Here is a 17,336-nt window from a genome sequence, read left to right on the forward strand (position 1 = left end):
TTGTAACTAGACGAACCAGACGACGCGGCAGCGTAAAAAATCCTCACTGCGCTTTGATCTGAAAAGCGCAGCGAGGCTCCATGGATCAGATATCCCAGATCAGGTTGATCGCGAAGTTGCGACCTGGCTCGGTCAAACGGTCGAGGTTGGCCGGGCTGAGCACGGCGGCTTCACCGACGCTGTCGTAACCGCGCACGTTGTCCCACTGCCAGTATTTCTTGTCGGCCAGGTTGTACACGCCAGCGCTGACGGTGACGTCGTCGGTCACTTTGTAGAAACCGCTCAGGTCGACCACGCCATAGCCCGGCGTCTTGAACTGGCTGCTGACGCCGTCTGGCGATTTGAAGCTGCTGCTATCGACGAGGTTTTTCTTCTGCACCAGAGTCCAACTGAGCAAGGCGCCGTAGTTGTCCTGGTCGTAACCCAGGCCGAACACGCCGGTCAGCGGGTTGACCGCATTGAGCGGCTCGCCGGTGTCGTTGTTGCGACCGTGGGCGTAAGCCACCGAGCCCTGGGTGTAGAGGCCTTGTGGCGCGCCGAAGGAGTCGAGGTTGAGGCGACCTTTGAGTTCGACGCCCTTGATGGTCGCGCGTTTGATGTTGTTGCTCTGGAACGTCAGCTCGTTGTAGCCCGGGGTGACGGCGTCTTCGTTGATGAAATCGCGATACTTGTTATAGAACACCGCCACATCGAAGTGACCGGATTCGAAGTTGCCGCGCAGTCCGGTCTCGTAGCTCTGGCTTTTTTCCGGCCCCAGATTCGGGTTCGGCTCCACGCGGTAGCCGGTGGTGGTGTTTTCGAAACGGCCATACAGCGCCTTGGCGGTCGGGGTGCGGAAACCTTCGGCGTACTGGCCGTACCAGGTGTAGTTGTCGGTCAGGGCGTAGGTCAGGCCGAACTTGGGCGACACGCGATGCCAGGTCTTGTTCTCGTCGCTGACCGTGCCTTTGCCGTCGGCGGCCACGGTGTTGAGGAACTCCTGGGTGATGTGCGGCTTGAGCTGGGTGTAGTCGTAGCGCAGGCCCGGCAGGAAGGTCCATTTGTTCCAGCTGATCTGATCCTGGGCGAACAGGCTGTAGGTGTTGATGGTCGGATCCGGGAAGTCGCTGGACTTCTTCAGCACATCGCTAGGGCTGATTGCTCCGATCGCTGTGCAACCACGGCCAACGGCAAGGCACGTTCCGCTACCGCTGCGCGAGCCGGTGACTTTCTCTTGCTTGATAGTGGTGCCGTACGTCAGTAAATGGTCGGTTTCACCAAGGCTGAAGGCCTTATCGAGTTGGGCGTCGAATACCCACTGCTTTTCTTCATAGAGGGTTTCGCGGCTGCGCATCACGTTGCGGCTGAACGGGAAGTAGTTTTCCAACGTGCTCTGGTCGGTCTTGGCGATCTGGTAGTTCAGGCTCCACTTGAGGTGATCGACCAGCAAGGCATCGAGGGCGAAGCTGTTTTCCAGGCCGAAGCGTTCGCGGGTGATGGTGTCGTTGCCGGTGCGCGAGCGGTACATGCCCATTGGCTGGCCATTGTTGAACGGGCCACCGACGGCGCTTCGCTGGTCGGTGTCACGGTCGTCCTTGTACTTTTCGTAGGTCAGGCCCAGGCGCGCGTCATCGGCGTAATTCCAGCCGGCTTTGGCCAGCACGTTGGTGGTGCGCACGTCTTCCGGGTTGGCGGCGGTGCGATTGAGCCCCGTGCCGTTGTTGCTGCCGAAGGATTCGGTTTCGTGACCATCGCGTTGGCTGAAATGCAGCAGGCCGTCGAACTGCTCGGCGCGCCCGGCGACGGTTGCGGATTTCAGCCAGCTGTCATCGGCAGAGTTGTAGCCGGTTTTGAGGCGGGCGCCGACGTCTTTGCCGGGCTTGATGATGTCGTCCGGGTCGAGGGTGAAGTAGCTCACCGCACCGCCGATGGCGTTGCTGCCGTACAGCACCGACGCCGGGCCGCGGAGAATTTCCACGCGTTTGATGATTTCCGGGTCGACGTAGTTGCGCTGGGTCTTGGCGTACGGGCCGTTGAAGAAACCGTTGGGCACTTCGACGCCATCGACCTGGGTCAGGATCCGGTCGCCGTCGATACCGCGAATGTTGTAGCCGCTGATGCCGCCACGGGTGCCGGTGCCGCCGACCGAAACACCCGGTTCGTAGCGCACCAGTTCCTTGATGGTGTTGACGTTGTCGTGGTCCAGCTCTTCGCGAGTGTGCACGGTGACGGTGCTCGGTACGCTGTCGACGCTCTGCTCCTGACGGGTGGCGCTGATGGTCATTTGTTGCAGGGCGAGGGTGCCGCCGACACTGCGTTTTTCCAGCACGATGTTGTTATTGCCGAGTTTGCGATAGCTCAGGTTGGTCCCCACCAACAGGCGATCGAGGGCTTTTTCCGGGGGCAGTGAGCCGTGTACACCCGGCGAGGCGACGCCTTCGGCCAGTTCGGCCGGCAAGCCGACCTGCCAACCGGTTACGGCGGTGAAGGCATTGAGTGCCGACACCAGTGGCTGCTGGGCAATCGCGAACGAGTAGTCGCCCATGTTACGGCTCGGTTGTTCGGCAGTGGCGGCCATGACCGGTGCCGTGCCGGCCAACAGAATGGCGGCAGTCAGCAGGGACAGCACGCAGGAAGGTGAAGAGGACCGGCGGGTAAGGCGAGAGGACATCAATAGCGCTCCGTGTCGCACGAATCTTATAGGTGCAGATCCGCATCAAAGATGCGAATCAATTGCATTGGCTATAACGAGACGAACGATGAAGCGCTATCGAGTAAAAATAATTCTCATTTAGTTCAGGATCACCAGCGCCGGAAATTCCTCGAGTCTGGCCGAGGTGATGTGGGCCAGCGAGCGAACCACGTCCAGCGGTTGGTCGAGGCGGTAGTTGCCAGTCACCGCGACGTTGGCCAACTGTTCGTTGGTGTTGATGATCCAGCCCGGGTAGTAGCGGCGCAGTTCTGCCAGCACCTGGCTCAATGGGCAGTTTTCGAACACCAGTCGGCCCTGGACCCAGGCCAGATCGGTCGCCGGGTCGAGTCTGGCCGGTTGATCGAAACCATTGGGGCCGATACGAATGCTTTCGCCCGCGCTCAAGCGCACGCGGGCGTTACTGTGGGTGGTGCGCAAGTCGACGTCGCCGCGTTGCACGCGAACTTGCGCAATGCCGTCCAGGTAGCGCACGGCAAACGTGGTGTCGCGCACGCTGGCCGTGACCGGGCCGGCGTCGATTTCCAGTGGCAGGCCGCGATTGGCCGCCACCTCGAAATAGGCTTCGCCCTGATACAGGCGGGCGATGCGCTGCTGGTCGTTGATAGTGCTGGAAAACGCCGAGTTGGTGTTCAGCAGGACTTTTGAACCGTCCTCCAGTTGCAGGCGCTGGCGCTCGCCGACCACGGTCAGATGATCCGCCTGAATCCGCATCGGCAGGTTGCTGAAGCTGAACAGCCCGAGGATCAACACTGCCGCCATGGCCAGCGGTTTCCAGTGCGAGCGCAGACGGTCAAGTTTTGAGACCTTGCGTTTGGTAGTGCTCAAGCTTTGGGCGCACTGCGCGACCTGCGGCCCGTCCCAGATCGCCTGGGCCTTGGCGAATGCTTCGGCGTTGCGCGGGTCGGCGGCAAGCCAGTGGTGAAATTCGAGGCTTTGTTGCTCGCTCGGACTGTCCAGCACGATCAGCCAGTCCAGCGCCTGATCCATGGCGCTGCTGCTGACTGAATCCCGCGCCGGGGTTGGCGGGTGGGAGTGTGGGCTGTCCGTCACGGGTGTTCCTCGGCTGCGTCTGCGCGCGGCTGGTGTTTGATAGGGAGAGTGCAAACGTCGGCTAAGGGTAGCAAAGCCTGAGCCATGACGCCGTTGTGCAAAATAATGGCTGACAGGTTCAGTGCTCGTTGAGGCGATCAGCGACACCGACGCAGATCGCCATGATCAGCTTCAGGTCTTTTTGCACGGTGCTCAAGGACACGCTGAGCTGTTCGGCGATTTCCAGATAGCTGTGCCCGTGCAGGCGACTGAGGATGAAGATCTGCTGTTGGCGCGGGGTGAGTTGGCTGAGGCTGATGTTCAAGCGTTCGAGCAACTGTTCGGCATGGGCGGCGTCCTCGGCACTGCTGAGCGGCGCGGCGATGCTTTGCACGACGTCCAGCGGAACGTCTTCGAGCATCGTTCGAGACTGAATGCGCCGTGCGCGCAAATGGTCCAGCGCCAGGTTGCGGGCGGTTTGAAACACGAAAGGTTCGAGGTGATCGATGGCCCGTTCACTTAATGCGCGGGCCACTCGCAGGTAGGTTTCCTGCAAGAGGTCCTCGGCAGTGCTGTGGTTGTTGACCATCCGCTCCAGGGTCCGCAGCAGCGAGACCCGCTGCGCGAGGAAGACATGGTGGAAGCGCGATTGACTCACAGTAGGACCTGATCCATTTCAAGCGAATGATAATGCTTATCATCTGAGTGAAAGGTCAAGCGCTACCGGTGAGAATTATTTGCGGTCTTGCAGATACGCCGGGTAATCGGGGATCCGGTACTCGTGCGGTTGATCCATCAGCGGGCTGCTGAGCAGGTAGTCGGCGCTGCATTCATTGCAGGCCACTGGAATGTTCCAGACCGCCGCGACCCGCAGCAACGCCTTGATGTCCGGATCGTGAGGTTGCGGCTCGAACGGGTCCCAGAAGAACACCAGCATGTCGACCCGCTGCTCGGCGATTTGTGCGCCGAGCTGTTGATCGCCGCCCAACGGGCCGCTGATCATGCTTTCAACGGGCAGGCCCAGGCGTTTGCTCAACAGCATCCCGGTGGTGCCGGTGGCCACAAGCTCGTGTTGAGCGAGCTTGTCCTTCTGCCGTTCGGCCCAGTCCAGCAAGAACACTTTGCAGTGATCATGGGCAACCAGGGCGATGCGTTTGCGCGCCGCCATGGTTTTGGTGGTAAAGCTGATACCGATCATCGGCGGCTCCACGAGCAATCGGCCTTATTCGGCGTTGCACAGGGCGAGGCAGTTATCGAGCATACGGTTGGAGAAACCCCATTCGTTGTCGTACCAGGCCAGCACCTTGAGCAGCTTGCCGCTGGACTTGGTGTGGTTGGCATCGAAAATCGACGACAGTGGGTTGTGGTTGAAGTCGCTGGAAACCAGCGGCAGGGTGTTGTAGCCAAGGATCTTCGAGTGCTGGCTGGCTTCTTTGAGCAGTGCGTTGACCTCGCCTGCGCTGGCTTCACGCTTGAGCTGCACGGTCAGGTCCACCAGCGATACGTTGATCACTGGTACGCGCACCGACATGCCGGTCAGTTTGCCGGCCAGTTCCGGCAGCACCAGGCCCACCGCTTCGGCGGCGCCGGTCTTGCTCGGGATCATGTTCTGGGTGGCCGAACGGGCACGGTACGGGTCGACGTGGTAGACATCGGTCAGGTGCTGGTCATTGGTGTAGGCGTGGATGGTGGTCATCAGACCGCTCTCGATGCCCAGCTCGCGGTGCAACACCTGAGCCACCGGAGCCAGGCAGTTGGTGGTGCACGACGCGTTGGAAATGATCTGGTGCGATTGGCGCAGGATGTCGTGGTTGACCCCGTACACCACGGTGGCGTCGGCGCCTTTGGCCGGGGCCGAGATAATCACTTTGCGCGCGCCGGCGCTAATATGGGCGGCGGCTTTGGCACGGTCGGTGAACAGACCGGTGCATTCGAACACGACGTCGACCTTCTCGGCAGCCCACGGCAAATCAGCCGGGTTGCGAATCGCGCTGACCGAAATCCGGTCGCCGTTGACGGTCAGGCTTTCCTGATCGTGCTGCACATCGGCATCGAAGGTGCCGTGTACGGTGTCGTACTTGAGCAGGTGGGCATTCATCGAGCTATCGCCCAAATCGTTGATGGCGACGATCTGCAAATCCTGACGGTAGCCTTGGGTATACAGTGCGCGAAGGACATTGCGGCCAATGCGGCCAAAACCATTGATTGCGATTCGTAGAGTCATATGAAAAGCGCCTTCGTCATATTTGTTGTTGGAATTACAAGATTATTCGCAAAAAAATAGAAAACAAGCCTTTTTAGTGGCAATATTTTGTTTTATCTACAACGAGTGACCTGAATCAACTGGTCCGAGTGGTCAAGAAAACCGTCAGCGCGTCACGCGTCGATGCCTCTTGATCAGCATAGACACGAACAGGTCGCCACATCCGTTAGCCTGGAGTTCTACACATGCATCCCCGCGTACTTGAGGTCACTGAACGGCTTGTCACCCGTAGCCGCGCTACCCGTGAGGCCTACCTTGCACTGATTCGCGGCGCCGCCAGCGATGGCCCGATGCGCGGCAAGCTGCAATGCGCCAACTTCGCCCACGGCGTGGCCGGGTGTGGCACCGAAGACAAGCAAAGCTTGCGGATGATGAACGCCGCCAACGTGGCGATTGTTTCGTCATATAACGACATGCTCTCGGCGCATCAGCCGTACGAGCACTACCCGGAACAAATCAAACACGCGCTGCGCGAGATCGGTTCGGTCGGCCAGTTCGCCGGTGGTGTGCCGGCCATGTGTGACGGCGTGACCCAGGGCGAGCCGGGCATGGAACTGGGCATTGCCAGCCGCGAAGTGATCGCGATGTCGACTGCTGTTGCGCTGTCGCACAACATGTTCGACGCGGCGATGATGCTCGGCATCTGCGACAAGATCGTGCCGGGCCTGATGATGGGCGCATTGCGCTTCGGTCATCTGCCGACGATTTTCGTTCCGGGCGGGCCGATGGTGTCGGGCATTTCCAACAAGGAAAAAGCCGACGTGCGTCAGCGCTACGCCGAAGGCAAGGCCAGTCGCGAAGAGCTGCTGGAATCGGAAATGAAGTCCTACCACAGCCCCGGCACCTGCACCTTCTACGGCACCGCCAACACCAACCAGTTGCTGATGGAAGTCATGGGCCTGCACTTGCCGGGCGCGTCCTTCGTCAACCCGAACACGCCGTTGCGTGATGCCCTGACCCGCGAAGCTGCGCACCAGATCACCCGCCTGACCAAGCAAAGCGGCAACTTCATGCCGATCGGCGAAATCGTCGACGAGCGTTCGCTGGTCAACTCGATTGTTGCGCTGCACGCCACGGGTGGCTCGACCAACCACACTCTGCACATGCCAGCCATCGCCATGGCAGCCGGTATTCAACTGACCTGGCAGGACATGGCGGACCTCTCCGAGGTGGTGCCGACCCTGAGCCACGTCTACCCGAACGGCAAGGCCGACATCAACCACTTCCAGGCTGCGGGCGGCATGTCGTTCCTGATCCGCGAACTGCTGGAAGCCGGCCTGCTTCACGAAGACGTCAACACGGTGGCCGGCCATGGCCTGAGCCGTTACACCCAGGAACCGTTCCTGGAAAACGGTGAGCTGGTGTGGCGCGAAGGCCCGATCGAAAGCCTCGATGAAAACATCCTGCGCCCTGTCGCTCGTGCGTTCTCGCCAGAAGGCGGCCTGCGGGTCATGGAAGGCAACCTCGGTCGTGGAGTGATGAAAGTCTCGGCCGTGGCGCCGGAGCATCAAGTGGTCGAAGCACCGGCGATGGTCTTCCAGGATCAGCAAGACCTGGCCGATGCGTTCAAGGCCGGCCTGCTGGAGAAGGACTTTGTCGCGGTGATGCGCTTCCAGGGCCCGCGCTCCAACGGCATGCCGGAACTGCACAAAATGACGCCGTTCCTTGGTGTGTTGCAGGACCGTGGTTTCAAAGTCGCATTGGTCACTGACGGACGGATGTCCGGCGCGTCGGGGAAAATCCCGGCGGCCATTCACGTCTGCCCGGAAGCTTATGTCGGCGGCCCTTTGGCGCGCGTGCAAGAGGGCGATATCATCCGCGTCGATGGCGTCAAAGGCACCTTGCAGCTGTTGGTGGACGCCGATGAATTTGCCGCTCGCACACCGGCCAAAGGCCTGCTGGACAACGGCATTGGTTGTGGTCGCGAGTTGTTTGGCTTCATGCGCATGGCCTTCAGCTCGGCAGAGCAGGGCGCCAGCGCCTTTACCTCTGCCCTGGAGACCCTTAAGTGAAACTAGCGCTGGTCGGTGACATTGGTGGAACCAATGCGCGTTTTGCGTTGTGGAAAGACCAGCAACTGGAGTCGATCCGGGTGCTGGCGACAGCCGACTATGCCTGCCCGGAAGACGCCATCGGCGTCTACCTGAGCGGCCTCGGCCTGGCGCCCGGTTCGATTGGCGCGGTGTGCCTGTCGGTGGCCGGCCCGGTCAGCGGCGACGAGTTTCGTTTTACCAACAACCATTGGCGGCTGAGCCGCAAGGCCTTTTGTCAGACCTTGCAGGTCGACCGGTTGTTGCTGGTCAACGACTTCTCGGCCATGGCGTTGGGCATGACGCGCCTGCAACCGGGCGAGTTCCGGGTGGTTTGCGAAGGCACGCCGGAGCCGTTGCGCCCGGCCGTGGTGATTGGTCCTGGCACCGGCCTCGGGGTCGGCACCTTGCTGGATCTTGGCGAAGGCCGTTGGGCCGCATTGCCGGGGGAGGGCGGGCACGTCGACCTGCCGCTGAGCAGTCCGCGAGAAACCCAACTGTGGCAGCACATCTACAACGAGATCGGTCACGTCAGTGCTGAAACAGCACTGAGCGGCAGCGGATTGCCGCGAGTCTATCGGGCGATCTGTGCGGTGGACGGGCATGAACCTGTGCTCGATACCCCGGAAGCCATCACCGCCGCCGGCCTCGCGGGCGACCCGATTGCCGTGGAGGTGCTCGAGCAATTCTGCTGCTGGCTCGGTCGAGTGGCCGGCAACAACGTGCTGACCACCGGTGGACGTGGCGGTGTCTACATCGTCGGCGGAGTGATTCCACGGTTTGCCGATTTCTTTCTCAAGAGTGGTTTTGCCCGCTGCTTCGCCGACAAGGGCTGCATGAGCGAGTACTTCAACGGCATTCCGGTCTGGCTGGTGACCGCACCGTATTCCGGTTTGACTGGTGCAGGTGTGGCACTGGAACAGGCACATTAATGATCGTTCCCACGGTCCCCGTGGGAATGCAGCCCGTGACGCTCTGCGTCACTGGACGCGGAGCGTCCCCGGAGGCATTCCCACGCAGAGCGTGGGAACGATCATAGATCCATGAACGATCAGGCATAATCCGTCCCAACACTAACAACAAGGATGCCTTCGAAGTGAGCTCAGTCAACAAGTCGATTTTGTTGGTCGATGACGATCAAGAGATACGCGAGTTGCTGGACACCTACCTCAGCCGCGCAGGGTTTCAGGTGCGGACCACGCCCGACGGCGCTGGTTTTCGCCAGGCGTTGAACGAGGCACCGAGTGATCTGGTGATCCTTGATGTGATGCTGCCGGATGAAGACGGATTCAGTTTGTGTCGCTGGATTCGCCAGCACCCGCGTCAGGCGCAGGTGCCGATCATCATGCTCACCGCCAGTTCCGACGAGGCCGACCGGGTCATTGGCCTGGAGCTTGGCGCCGACGATTACCTTGGCAAACCCTTCAGCCCCCGTGAATTGCAGGCGCGAATCAAAGCCTTGCTGCGCCGTGCCCAGTTCGGTCAGGAGCGTTCTGGCGGCGAGGTGTTGGCCTTCGATGAATGGCGGCTGGACATGGTCAGCCACCGGCTGTTTCACACCGACGGCGAGGAGGTTATTCTCTCCGGCGCCGATTTCGCGCTGCTGAAACTGTTCCTCGATCACCCGCAGGAAATCCTCGACCGCGACACCATCGGCAATGCCACCCGTGGCCGCGACCTGATGCCGCTCGATCGCATCGTCGACATGGCCGTCAGCCGTTTGCGCCAGCGTCTGCGCGATACCGAAAAACCTCCGCGTTTGATTCGCACCGTGCGCGGCAGTGGTTACCAACTGGCCGCCAATGTAGTCGCCAGCAATGGCCACTGAGTTCTTCAGGCGCCTGATACGGCGGGTCCCGGTGCCGCGTTCACTGCTTGGGCGGATGCTGTTGCTGACCCTGCTGGCGGTGTTGTTCGCGCAGACGCTGTCGAGCGTGATCTGGGTTTCGCAATTGCGTGCCACGCAGTTGGAAGGGCTGGTCACTGCAGCTCGCAGTCTGGCCCATTCGATGACCGCCAGCGTCAGCTACTTTCGCTCCTTGCCGGTGGCCTACCGACCGCTGGTTCTCGATCAGTTGCGCAGCATGGGCGGCACCCGTTTTGTGGTGACACTCAACGACAAACCGCTGGAAATGCAGCTGTTGCCGCCAACCCCGCGCAAAGAAGCGGTGCTGGCGGCAGTGGATGAAGTGCTGCGGCAATCGTTGGGCGCGGACACCAATATCTCCGTGCAATTCGTCAGCCCGGACGACCTGCGGATCTTCAATGGCGGTTTGAAACTCGACGAATTGCCGAGGTCCTGGGCGCATTACGCGTTGACCCTGGAACCAGTCAATCCACCAGTGCTGGTTACCCAGATCAAACTGGCCCAAGGCGAATGGCTGTACATCGCTTCGCTGTTGCCCGAACCCTATACCAGCCTGGAAGAGCAGGGCCTGCCGTCGCAGCAGGTCTGGTTCATCGTGCTCACCAGCGGTTTTCTGTTGTTGTTCATCGGGCTGTTGGTGCACTGGCAGAGTCGGCCGCTCAAGCGTCTGGCGCGGGCGGCGCGGGACATGTCGCTGGGCGCCGAAGTGGAGCCGGTGGCCGAGGGCGGTGGCAGTGAGGTGGTCGAAGTCGGCCGCGCCTTCAACGCCATGCGCGAGCGCATCAGCCGCTACCTGACGGAGCGCAGCCAGTTGTTCAGTGCGATTTCCCATGACTTGCGCACCCCCATCACGCGCCTGCGCCTGCGGGTCGAGTTGCTGGAGGATGAGCGGCTGCAAGCCAAGTTCGGGCGTGATCTGGATGAATTGGAGCTGTTGGTCAAAGGCGCACTGCAATGCGTCAAGGACACCGACATTCACGAAAACATCGAGCCGGTGGACCTCAATCATGTGCTCGATTGCCTGGTCGAACCTTACCTGGCGCCCAACGGCAATGGCCGGGTAACCCAGCAAGGCCGGGCGCTGGCGCCGTATCCCGGCAAGCCGCTGGCGCTCAAGCGCTGCATCGGCAACCTGATCGACAACGCCCTCAAGTACGGGCAGAACGCCCATCTGCACATCGATGACGACGACACTGCATTCATCCTGCACGTCGACGACGAAGGCCCGGGAGTACCTGAGCAGCGACTGGAGCAGGTGTTCGAACCGCACTTCCGTTTGGCCGGACAGCAGCAGGGTTATGGGTTGGGGTTGGGCATCGCGCGCAATATTGCCCATAGCCATGGTGGGGAAGTGAGCCTGCAAAACCTGCGAGAGGGCGGACTGCGGGTGACGTTGCAGTTGCCTCGCAGTGTTGATTAGAGACACCGCGTCGACTTCATCGCGAGCAAGCTCGCTCCCACATTGGACTTGTGTACGACGATGAACCAGTGTGGGAGCGAGCTTGCTCGCGATGGCGTCAGTCCCTACAACACATTCCTCTGGCCAATGTCACAAGTCAGTGACACACCGGGCCCCCTTCGTTACCTGCCCGCCACCGCCCGTTGTTTAGACTCCCCACAGTCATAACAACAAAAAAAGGCACCCCATGAACACCACCCCACCTGCCTTCAGCAGTTGGCTGAACGCACCTGCCCATCAGCAATGGCTGGCCGACGAAGGCCTGCGCCTGTTGGCGTTCGCCAAGGCATCGAAGCTGCCTGAAGGCTTCGGCAACCTGGACGAACACGGCCAATTACCGGCTGACGCCCAGGCCCACACCATGAACACCGCCCGCATGACCCACAGCTTCGCCATGGCGCACATTCAGGGCTTGCCGGGGTTTGCCGAGCTGGTAGATCACGGCATCAATGCCCTCAATGGCCCGCTGCGTGACGCCGAGTTCGGTGGCTGGTTTGCGGCGCCCGATCACCGTGATGGCGATACCGGCAAGGCCGCTTATCTGCATGCTTTCGTGGCGCTTGCCGCGAGTTCTGCGGTGGTTGCCCAAAGGCCTGGAGCAGATGCCTTGCTCAGTGATGCCATCGCTATCATCGAGCAGCATTTCTGGAGCGAGGAGGAGGGCGCGATGCTCGAATCCTTTAATCGCGACTGGAGCGAAGAGGAACCCTATCGCGGTGCCAACAGCAGCATGCACGCCACCGAAGCCTTTCTCGCGCTGGCTGATGTCACGCAGGACAGCCGTTGGTTGAACCGTGCGCTGCGGATTGTCGAGCGGGTGATTCACGGGCATGCGGTAGCGAATCAGTATCTGGTCGTCGAGCATTTCGATCGAGACTGGCAGCCACTGCGCGAGTACAACCACGACAACCCCGCCGATGGCTTTCGTCCTTACGGCACCACGCCGGGCCATGGTTTCGAATGGTCACGGTTGCTGCTGCACCTCGAAGCGGCACGCGTGCAGGCCGGTATGCTGACCCCCGGTTGGCTGGTGACCGACGCGCAACAACTCTTCGCCAACAACTGCCTTCACGGATGGGACGTCGATGGCGCGCCTGGCATTGTCTACACCCTCGACTGGGACAATCGCCCGGTCGTGCGCCAGCGTTTGCACTGGGTTCACTGCGAAGCCAGTGCCGCCGCCAGTACCCTGCTCAAACGCACCGGTGAGGCGCAATACGAAACCTGGTACCGGCGTTTCTGGGAGTTCAGCGACCGCTGTCTGATCGACCGGATTCACGGCAGTTGGCACCACGAACTCGACCCGCAAAACCGCCCGAGCGCGCAGATCTGGGGCGGCAAGCCAGACCTCTATCACGCCTGGCAAGCGGTGTTGATTCCACGCTTGCCGCTGGCACCGAGCATGGCCAGTGCATTAGCTCAAGGCTCTAGTTCGGCACTTATGTAACCATGCAGTGACATTTTGCCGTCGCTTCGTTACCTGCCAAGCGATCTACGCTGTTTAAACTCGTTTGCAGCGCAAGCACCAGACTTGCATGCATAACAACAAGAAAGGTACCGCTAGATGAATGCGATTTCTCGCCTCGCCACTGTCGTTTCTCTTGCCACGCTGTTTCCCCTGACTGCATTTCCTCTCAGCACCCTTGCCGCCGATTCCAAAGGTTCCGTGGAAGTCGTGCACTGGTGGACTTCGGGCGGTGAAAAAGCAGCGGTCGATGTCCTCAAGGCTCAAGTCGAAAAAGACGGCTTCACCTGGAAGGACGGTGCAGTCGCCGGCGGTGGTGGCGCTACGGCCATGACCGTACTCAAAAGCCGCGCCGTAGCGGGTAACCCGCCGGGTGTCGCGCAAATCAAAGGTCCGGATATCCAGGAGTGGGGCAGCACTGGCCTGCTCAGCACCGATGCGCTGAAAGGCGTTTCAAAAGCTGAAAACTGGGATGGCCTGCTCTCGAAGAAAGTCTCCGATACCGTCAAATACGAAGGTGATTACGTCGCCGTGCCGGTGAATATTCACCGCGTCAACTGGCTGTGGATCAACCCGGCGGTCTTCAAGAAAGCCGGTATCGAAAAGGCCCCGACCACCCTCGAAGAATTCTATGCCGCTGGCGACAAACTGAAAGCTGCCGGCTTCATCGCCCTGGCCCACGGTGGTCAGCCTTGGCAGGACAGCACCGTGTTTGAAGACGTGGTGCTCTCGGTCATGGGCCCTGAGGGCTACAAGAAAGCCCTGGTCGACCTGGACCAGAAAACCCTGTCCGGCCCGGAAATGGTCAAGTCCTTCACCGAGCTGAAAAAACTCACCGGCTACATGGACCCCAACCGCGCGGGTCGTGACTGGAACATCGCTGCCGCCGACGTCATCAATGGCAAGGCTGGCATGCAGATGATGGGTGACTGGGCCAAGAGCGAATGGACCGCCGCCCACAAGGTAGCGGGCAAGGACTATGAGTGTGTGCCATTCCCGGGCACTGAAAAAGCCTTCACCTACAACATCGACTCCCTCGCGGTGTTCAAGCTCAAGGCTGATCGCACTGGCGATATCGCCGCTCAGCAAGACCTGGCCAAGGTCGCGCTGGGTAAAGATTTCCAGAAGGTCTTCAGCATCAACAAAGGTTCGATCCCGGTGCGCACCGACATGCTCAATGACATGAGCGCGTCGGGCTTCGACTCCTGCGCCCAGGCGTCGGCCAAGGATTTCCTGGCTGACGAGAAGACTGGCGGCCTGCAACCGAGCATGGCGCACAACATGGCCACCTCCCTGGCTGTGCAAGGCGCGATCTTCGATGTGGTGACCAACTTCATGAACGACAAGAGCGCTGACCCGGCCAAGGCCAGCGCCCAACTGGCATCGGCCATCAAAGCCGCCCAGTAGTCCCAAGTGCCGCAGGTGCGCCTGCGGCCTTTACCTGAGAGTGATTTTCCCTGTGGGAGCGAGCTTGCTCGCGATAGCTGACTGACATTCAACAGAGATGTCGACTGTTATTGCGTCATCGCGAGCAAGCTCACTCCCACAAGGGGTCACTGTGCGCATTCACTTCTCTTCACCTGGATTATCCCGATGAGCTCTGTGGCGGTTTTCAGCAAAGCCTCACCGTTCGACGCACTGCAGCGCTGGCTCCCCAAACTGGTTTTGGCGCCGAGCATGCTGATCGTCCTGGTTGGCTTTTACGGTTACATCATCTGGACATTCGTTTTGTCCTTCACCAACTCCAGCTTCATGCCGAGCTACAAATGGGTCGGCCTGCAGCAATACGTGCGGTTGATGGAGAACGACCGCTGGTGGGTCGCGAGCAAGAACCTCGCGGTCTTCGGCGGCATGTTCATCGGCATCAGCCTGGTGCTCGGGGTGTTTCTGGCGGTGCTGCTCGATCAGCGCATTCGCAAGGAAGGCTTCATCCGCACCATCTACCTGTACCCGATGGCGCTGTCGATGATCGTCACCGGTACCGCCTGGAAATGGCTGCTCAACCCAGGCCTGGGCCTGGACAAGATGCTGCGTGACTGGGGCTGGGAAGGCTTTCGGCTGGACTGGCTGGTGGATCAGGATCGCGTGGTTTATTGCCTGGTGATCGCCGCTGTGTGGCAAGCCTCCGGGTTTGTGATGGCGATGTTCCTGGCTGGCCTGCGCGGTGTCGATCAGTCGATCATCCGTGCCGCTCAAGTCGACGGTGCGAGCCTGCCGACCATCTATTTGAAAATCGTCCTGCCGAGCCTGCGTCCGGTGTTTTTCAGCGCCTTCATGATCCTCGCGCACATCGCGATCAAGAGCTTCGACCTGGTGGCGGCGATGACCGCGGGCGGTCCGGGTTACTCCTCCGACTTGCCGGCGATGTTCATGTATTCCTTCACCTTCAGCCGTGGCCAGATGGGCATTGGTTCGGCGAGCGCGATGATGATGCTCGGCGCGATCCTGGCGATTCTGGTGCCGTACCTGTACTCCGAACTGCGAGGCAAACGCCATGAGTAATCAACTTGGCAAACCAGCCTTGAGCTTTAGCCGCATAGCGATCTACGCGACCTTGTTGCTGGCCGCTGCGGTGTACCTGATTCCGCTGGTGGTGATGCTGCTGACCAGCTTCAAATCCCCGGAAGACATCCGCACCGGCAACCTCTTGAGCTGGCCGCAAGTGATCGATGGCATTGGCTGGATCAAGGCCTGGGACGTGGTAGGCGGCTACTTCTGGAACTCGGTGAAGATCACCGTGCCCGCGGTGCTGATCTCGACCTTCATCGGTGCAATGAACGGCTACGTGCTGTCGATGTGGCGCTTCCGTGGTTCGCAGTTGTTCTTCGGCCTGCTGTTGTTTGGCTGCTTCCTGCCGTTCCAGACCGTGCTGCTGCCAGCCTCGTTCACCGTCGGCAAACTCGGCCTGGCCAACACCACCACGGGCCTGGTGCTGGTGCACATCGTCTACGGGCTGGCGTTCACCACACTGTTCTTCCGTAACTACTACGTGAGCATTCCGGATGCGCTGGTCAAGGCGGCGCGGCTGGATGGCGCGGGCTTCTTCACGATCTTCGGGAAGATCCTGCTGCCGATGTCGATTCCGATCGTGATGGTCTGCCTGATCTGGCAGTTCACCCAGATCTGGAATGACTTCCTGTTCGGCGTGGTCTTCGCCAGTGGCGATGCCCAGCCAATCACCGTGGCCCTGAACAATCTGGTCAACACCAGCACCGGGGTCAAGGAATACAACGTTGATATGGCGGCGGCGATGATCGCCGGGCTGCCGACACTGCTGGTCTACATATTCGCTGGCAAGTATTTCCTGCGTGGGCTGACGTCCGGCGCGGTCAAGGGGTAGAACATGGCAACTCTCGAATTACGCAACGTCAACAAAACCTACGGCAGCGGCTTGCCGGACACCCTGAAAAACATCGAACTGAAGATCGATGATGGTGAGTTCCTGATCCTCGTCGGCCCATCCGGTTGCGGCAAGTCGACCTTGATGAACTGCATCGCGGGCCTGGAAAACATCAGCGGCGGGGCGATTCTGGTGGACGACGCTGACATCAGCGGCATGAGCCCCAAGGATCGCGACATCGCCATGGTGTTCCAGTCCTACGCGCTGTACCCGACCATGAGCGTGCGCGACAACATCGCCTTCGGCCTGAAGATCCGCAAAATGCCGGCGGCTGAAATCGACGAGGAAGTGGCGCGGGTCGCCAAGCTGCTGCAAATCGAACACCTGCTCAGCCGCAAGCCCGGCCAGCTCTCTGGTGGTCAGCAACAGCGCGTGGCCATGGGCCGTGCGCTGGCGCGGCGGCCGAAGATTTATCTGTTCGACGAACCGCTGTCCAACCTCGACGCCAAGCTGCGGGTCGAGATGCGCACCGAAATGAAACTGATGCACCAGCGCCTGAAGACCACCACGGTCTACGTGACTCACGACCAGATCGAGGCCATGACCCTGGGCGACAAAGTGGCGGTGATGAAGGACGGGATAATCCAGCAGTTCGGCACGCCGAAGCAGATCTACAACGATCCGGCCAACCTGTTCGTTGCCAGCTTCATCGGTTCGCCACCGATGAACTTCATCCCGCTGCGTTTGCAACGCAAGGACGGCCGTCTGCTGGCATTGCTCGACAGTGGCCAGGCGCGTTGCGAGCTGCCGTTGGGCATGCAGGACGCCGGTCTTGAGGACCGCGAAGTGATCCTCGGCATGCGCCCGGAGCAGATCGTTCTGGCGAACGGCGAGGCCAATGGTTTGCCGACCATTCGCGCCGAAGTCCAGGTTACCGAGCCGACTGGTCCCGATACGTTGGTGTTCGTCAATTTGAACGAAACCAAAGTCTGCTGCCGTCTGGCACCGGACGTTGCACCGGCCGTGGGCGAGACCCTGACCCTGCAATTCGATCCATCGAAAGTGCTGCTGTTCGATGCCAAGACGGGCGAACGTCTGGGGACGGCGGGTCAAGCGAAAACCGGGACTCACAGCGACAACGTCGCTCAATTCAAAGGGCGCTGAAGATCAAATTGTGGGAGCGAGCTTGCT

Annotated in this window: 14 protein-coding genes; 9 read left to right on the forward strand and 5 right to left on the reverse strand. The window is 60.5% G+C overall.

Translation table 11 applies throughout. The annotated features are described in order from the left end of the window. Nucleotides 1–85: 85 nt before the first annotated feature. From AC1DIG_RS06565 to gap, 5 genes are all read right to left on the reverse strand, one after another. A complete protein-coding gene (locus tag AC1DIG_RS06565; protein ID WP_477766630.1) occupies nt 86–2,650 on the reverse strand; it encodes a TonB-dependent receptor in 2,565 nt (854 codons plus the stop codon). A gap of 120 nt (nt 2,651–2,770) precedes the next feature. Then, the gene (locus AC1DIG_RS06570) at nt 2,771–3,742 is read right to left on the reverse strand and encodes a FecR family protein (RefSeq protein WP_477766631.1); all 972 of its coding nucleotides are present in this window, start codon (nt 3,740–3,742) and stop codon (nt 2,771–2,773) included. 118 nt (nt 3,743–3,860) lie between these two features. Next, nucleotides 3,861–4,379 carry an RNA polymerase sigma factor gene (locus AC1DIG_RS06575; protein ID WP_477766632.1) on the reverse strand — a complete coding sequence of 173 codons (519 nt, stop codon included), beginning with the start codon at nt 4,377–4,379 and terminating at the stop codon, nt 3,861–3,863. 75 nt (nt 4,380–4,454) lie between these two features. Further along, a complete protein-coding gene (locus AC1DIG_RS06580) occupies nt 4,455–4,919 on the reverse strand; it encodes a methylglyoxal synthase (RefSeq protein WP_477766633.1) in 465 nt (154 codons plus the stop codon). 24 nt (nt 4,920–4,943) lie between these two features. Beyond that, nucleotides 4,944–5,945 (reverse strand): type I glyceraldehyde-3-phosphate dehydrogenase, encoded by a 1,002-nt coding sequence (gene gap / locus AC1DIG_RS06585; RefSeq protein WP_477766634.1) that lies wholly within the window; start codon nt 5,943–5,945, stop codon nt 4,944–4,946. A 224-nt stretch (nt 5,946–6,169) separates the two neighbouring features. Between gap and edd the strand changes: the two genes are divergently transcribed. The 9 genes from edd (at nt 6,170) to AC1DIG_RS06630 (ending at nt 17,309) form a co-directional block, all read left to right on the forward strand. Beyond that, complete coding sequence (gene edd / locus AC1DIG_RS06590) at nt 6,170–7,996, forward strand: phosphogluconate dehydratase (RefSeq protein WP_477766635.1); 1,827 nt, start codon at nt 6,170–6,172, stop codon at nt 7,994–7,996. Further along, entirely contained in the window at nt 7,993–8,946 is a 954-nt protein-coding gene (locus tag AC1DIG_RS06595) for a glucokinase (RefSeq protein WP_477766636.1), read from the forward strand. The genes edd and AC1DIG_RS06595 overlap by 4 nt, the downstream gene beginning before the upstream one ends. Before the next feature lie 164 nt (nt 8,947–9,110). After that, entirely contained in the window at nt 9,111–9,842 is a 732-nt protein-coding gene (locus AC1DIG_RS06600; RefSeq protein ID WP_019693222.1) for a response regulator, read from the forward strand. 31 nt (nt 9,843–9,873) lie between these two features. Beyond that, nucleotides 9,874–11,301 carry an ATP-binding protein gene (locus AC1DIG_RS06605; protein ID WP_477766637.1) on the forward strand — a complete coding sequence of 476 codons (1,428 nt, stop codon included), beginning with the start codon at nt 9,874–9,876 and terminating at the stop codon, nt 11,299–11,301. Nucleotides 11,302–11,527: 226 nt separating this feature from the next. Next, nucleotides 11,528–12,787, forward strand: coding sequence for a D-mannose isomerase (locus tag AC1DIG_RS06610; RefSeq protein WP_477766638.1), 1,260 nt, complete (start codon nt 11,528–11,530; stop codon nt 12,785–12,787). 117 nt (nt 12,788–12,904) lie between these two features. Further along, a complete protein-coding gene (locus AC1DIG_RS06615) occupies nt 12,905–14,212 on the forward strand; it encodes an ABC transporter substrate-binding protein (protein WP_477766639.1) in 1,308 nt (435 codons plus the stop codon). 186 nt (nt 14,213–14,398) lie between these two features. Then, nucleotides 14,399–15,307, forward strand: coding sequence for a carbohydrate ABC transporter permease (locus AC1DIG_RS06620; RefSeq protein WP_019693218.1), 909 nt, complete (start codon nt 14,399–14,401; stop codon nt 15,305–15,307). Further along, nucleotides 15,300–16,145 (forward strand): carbohydrate ABC transporter permease, encoded by an 846-nt coding sequence (locus tag AC1DIG_RS06625; RefSeq protein WP_054593683.1) that lies wholly within the window; start codon nt 15,300–15,302, stop codon nt 16,143–16,145. Before AC1DIG_RS06620 ends, AC1DIG_RS06625 begins: the two co-directional genes overlap by 8 nt. 3 nt (nt 16,146–16,148) lie before the next feature. Next, nucleotides 16,149–17,309, forward strand: a complete 1,161-nt coding sequence (locus tag AC1DIG_RS06630) for an ABC transporter ATP-binding protein (RefSeq protein WP_019693216.1) — start codon at nt 16,149–16,151, stop codon at nt 17,307–17,309. The last annotated feature ends 27 nt before the right edge of the window (nt 17,310–17,336 follow it).

The organism is Pseudomonas sp. 05N431 (assembly GCF_056397005.1).

Excerpts from the sequence above, each read along its gene's own strand:
- AC1DIG_RS06565 (WP_477766630.1), bottom strand. The coding sequence starts at position 2,650 with ATGTCCTCTCGCCTTACCCGCCGGTCCTCTTCACCTTCCTGCGTGCTG.
- AC1DIG_RS06580 (WP_477766633.1), bottom strand. The coding sequence starts at position 4,919 with ATGATCGGTATCAGCTTTACCACCAAAACCATGGCGGCGCGCAAACGC.
- gap (WP_477766634.1), bottom strand. The coding sequence starts at position 5,945 with ATGACTCTACGAATCGCAATCAATGGTTTTGGCCGCATTGGCCGCAAT.
- edd (WP_477766635.1), top strand. The coding sequence starts at position 6,170 with ATGCATCCCCGCGTACTTGAGGTCACTGAACGGCTTGTCACCCGTAGC.
- AC1DIG_RS06610 (WP_477766638.1), top strand. The coding sequence starts at position 11,528 with ATGAACACCACCCCACCTGCCTTCAGCAGTTGGCTGAACGCACCTGCC.
- AC1DIG_RS06615 (WP_477766639.1), top strand. The coding sequence starts at position 12,905 with ATGAATGCGATTTCTCGCCTCGCCACTGTCGTTTCTCTTGCCACGCTG.
- AC1DIG_RS06620 (WP_019693218.1), top strand. The coding sequence starts at position 14,399 with ATGAGCTCTGTGGCGGTTTTCAGCAAAGCCTCACCGTTCGACGCACTG.
- AC1DIG_RS06625 (WP_054593683.1), top strand. The coding sequence starts at position 15,300 with ATGAGTAATCAACTTGGCAAACCAGCCTTGAGCTTTAGCCGCATAGCG.
- AC1DIG_RS06630 (WP_019693216.1), top strand. The coding sequence starts at position 16,149 with ATGGCAACTCTCGAATTACGCAACGTCAACAAAACCTACGGCAGCGGC.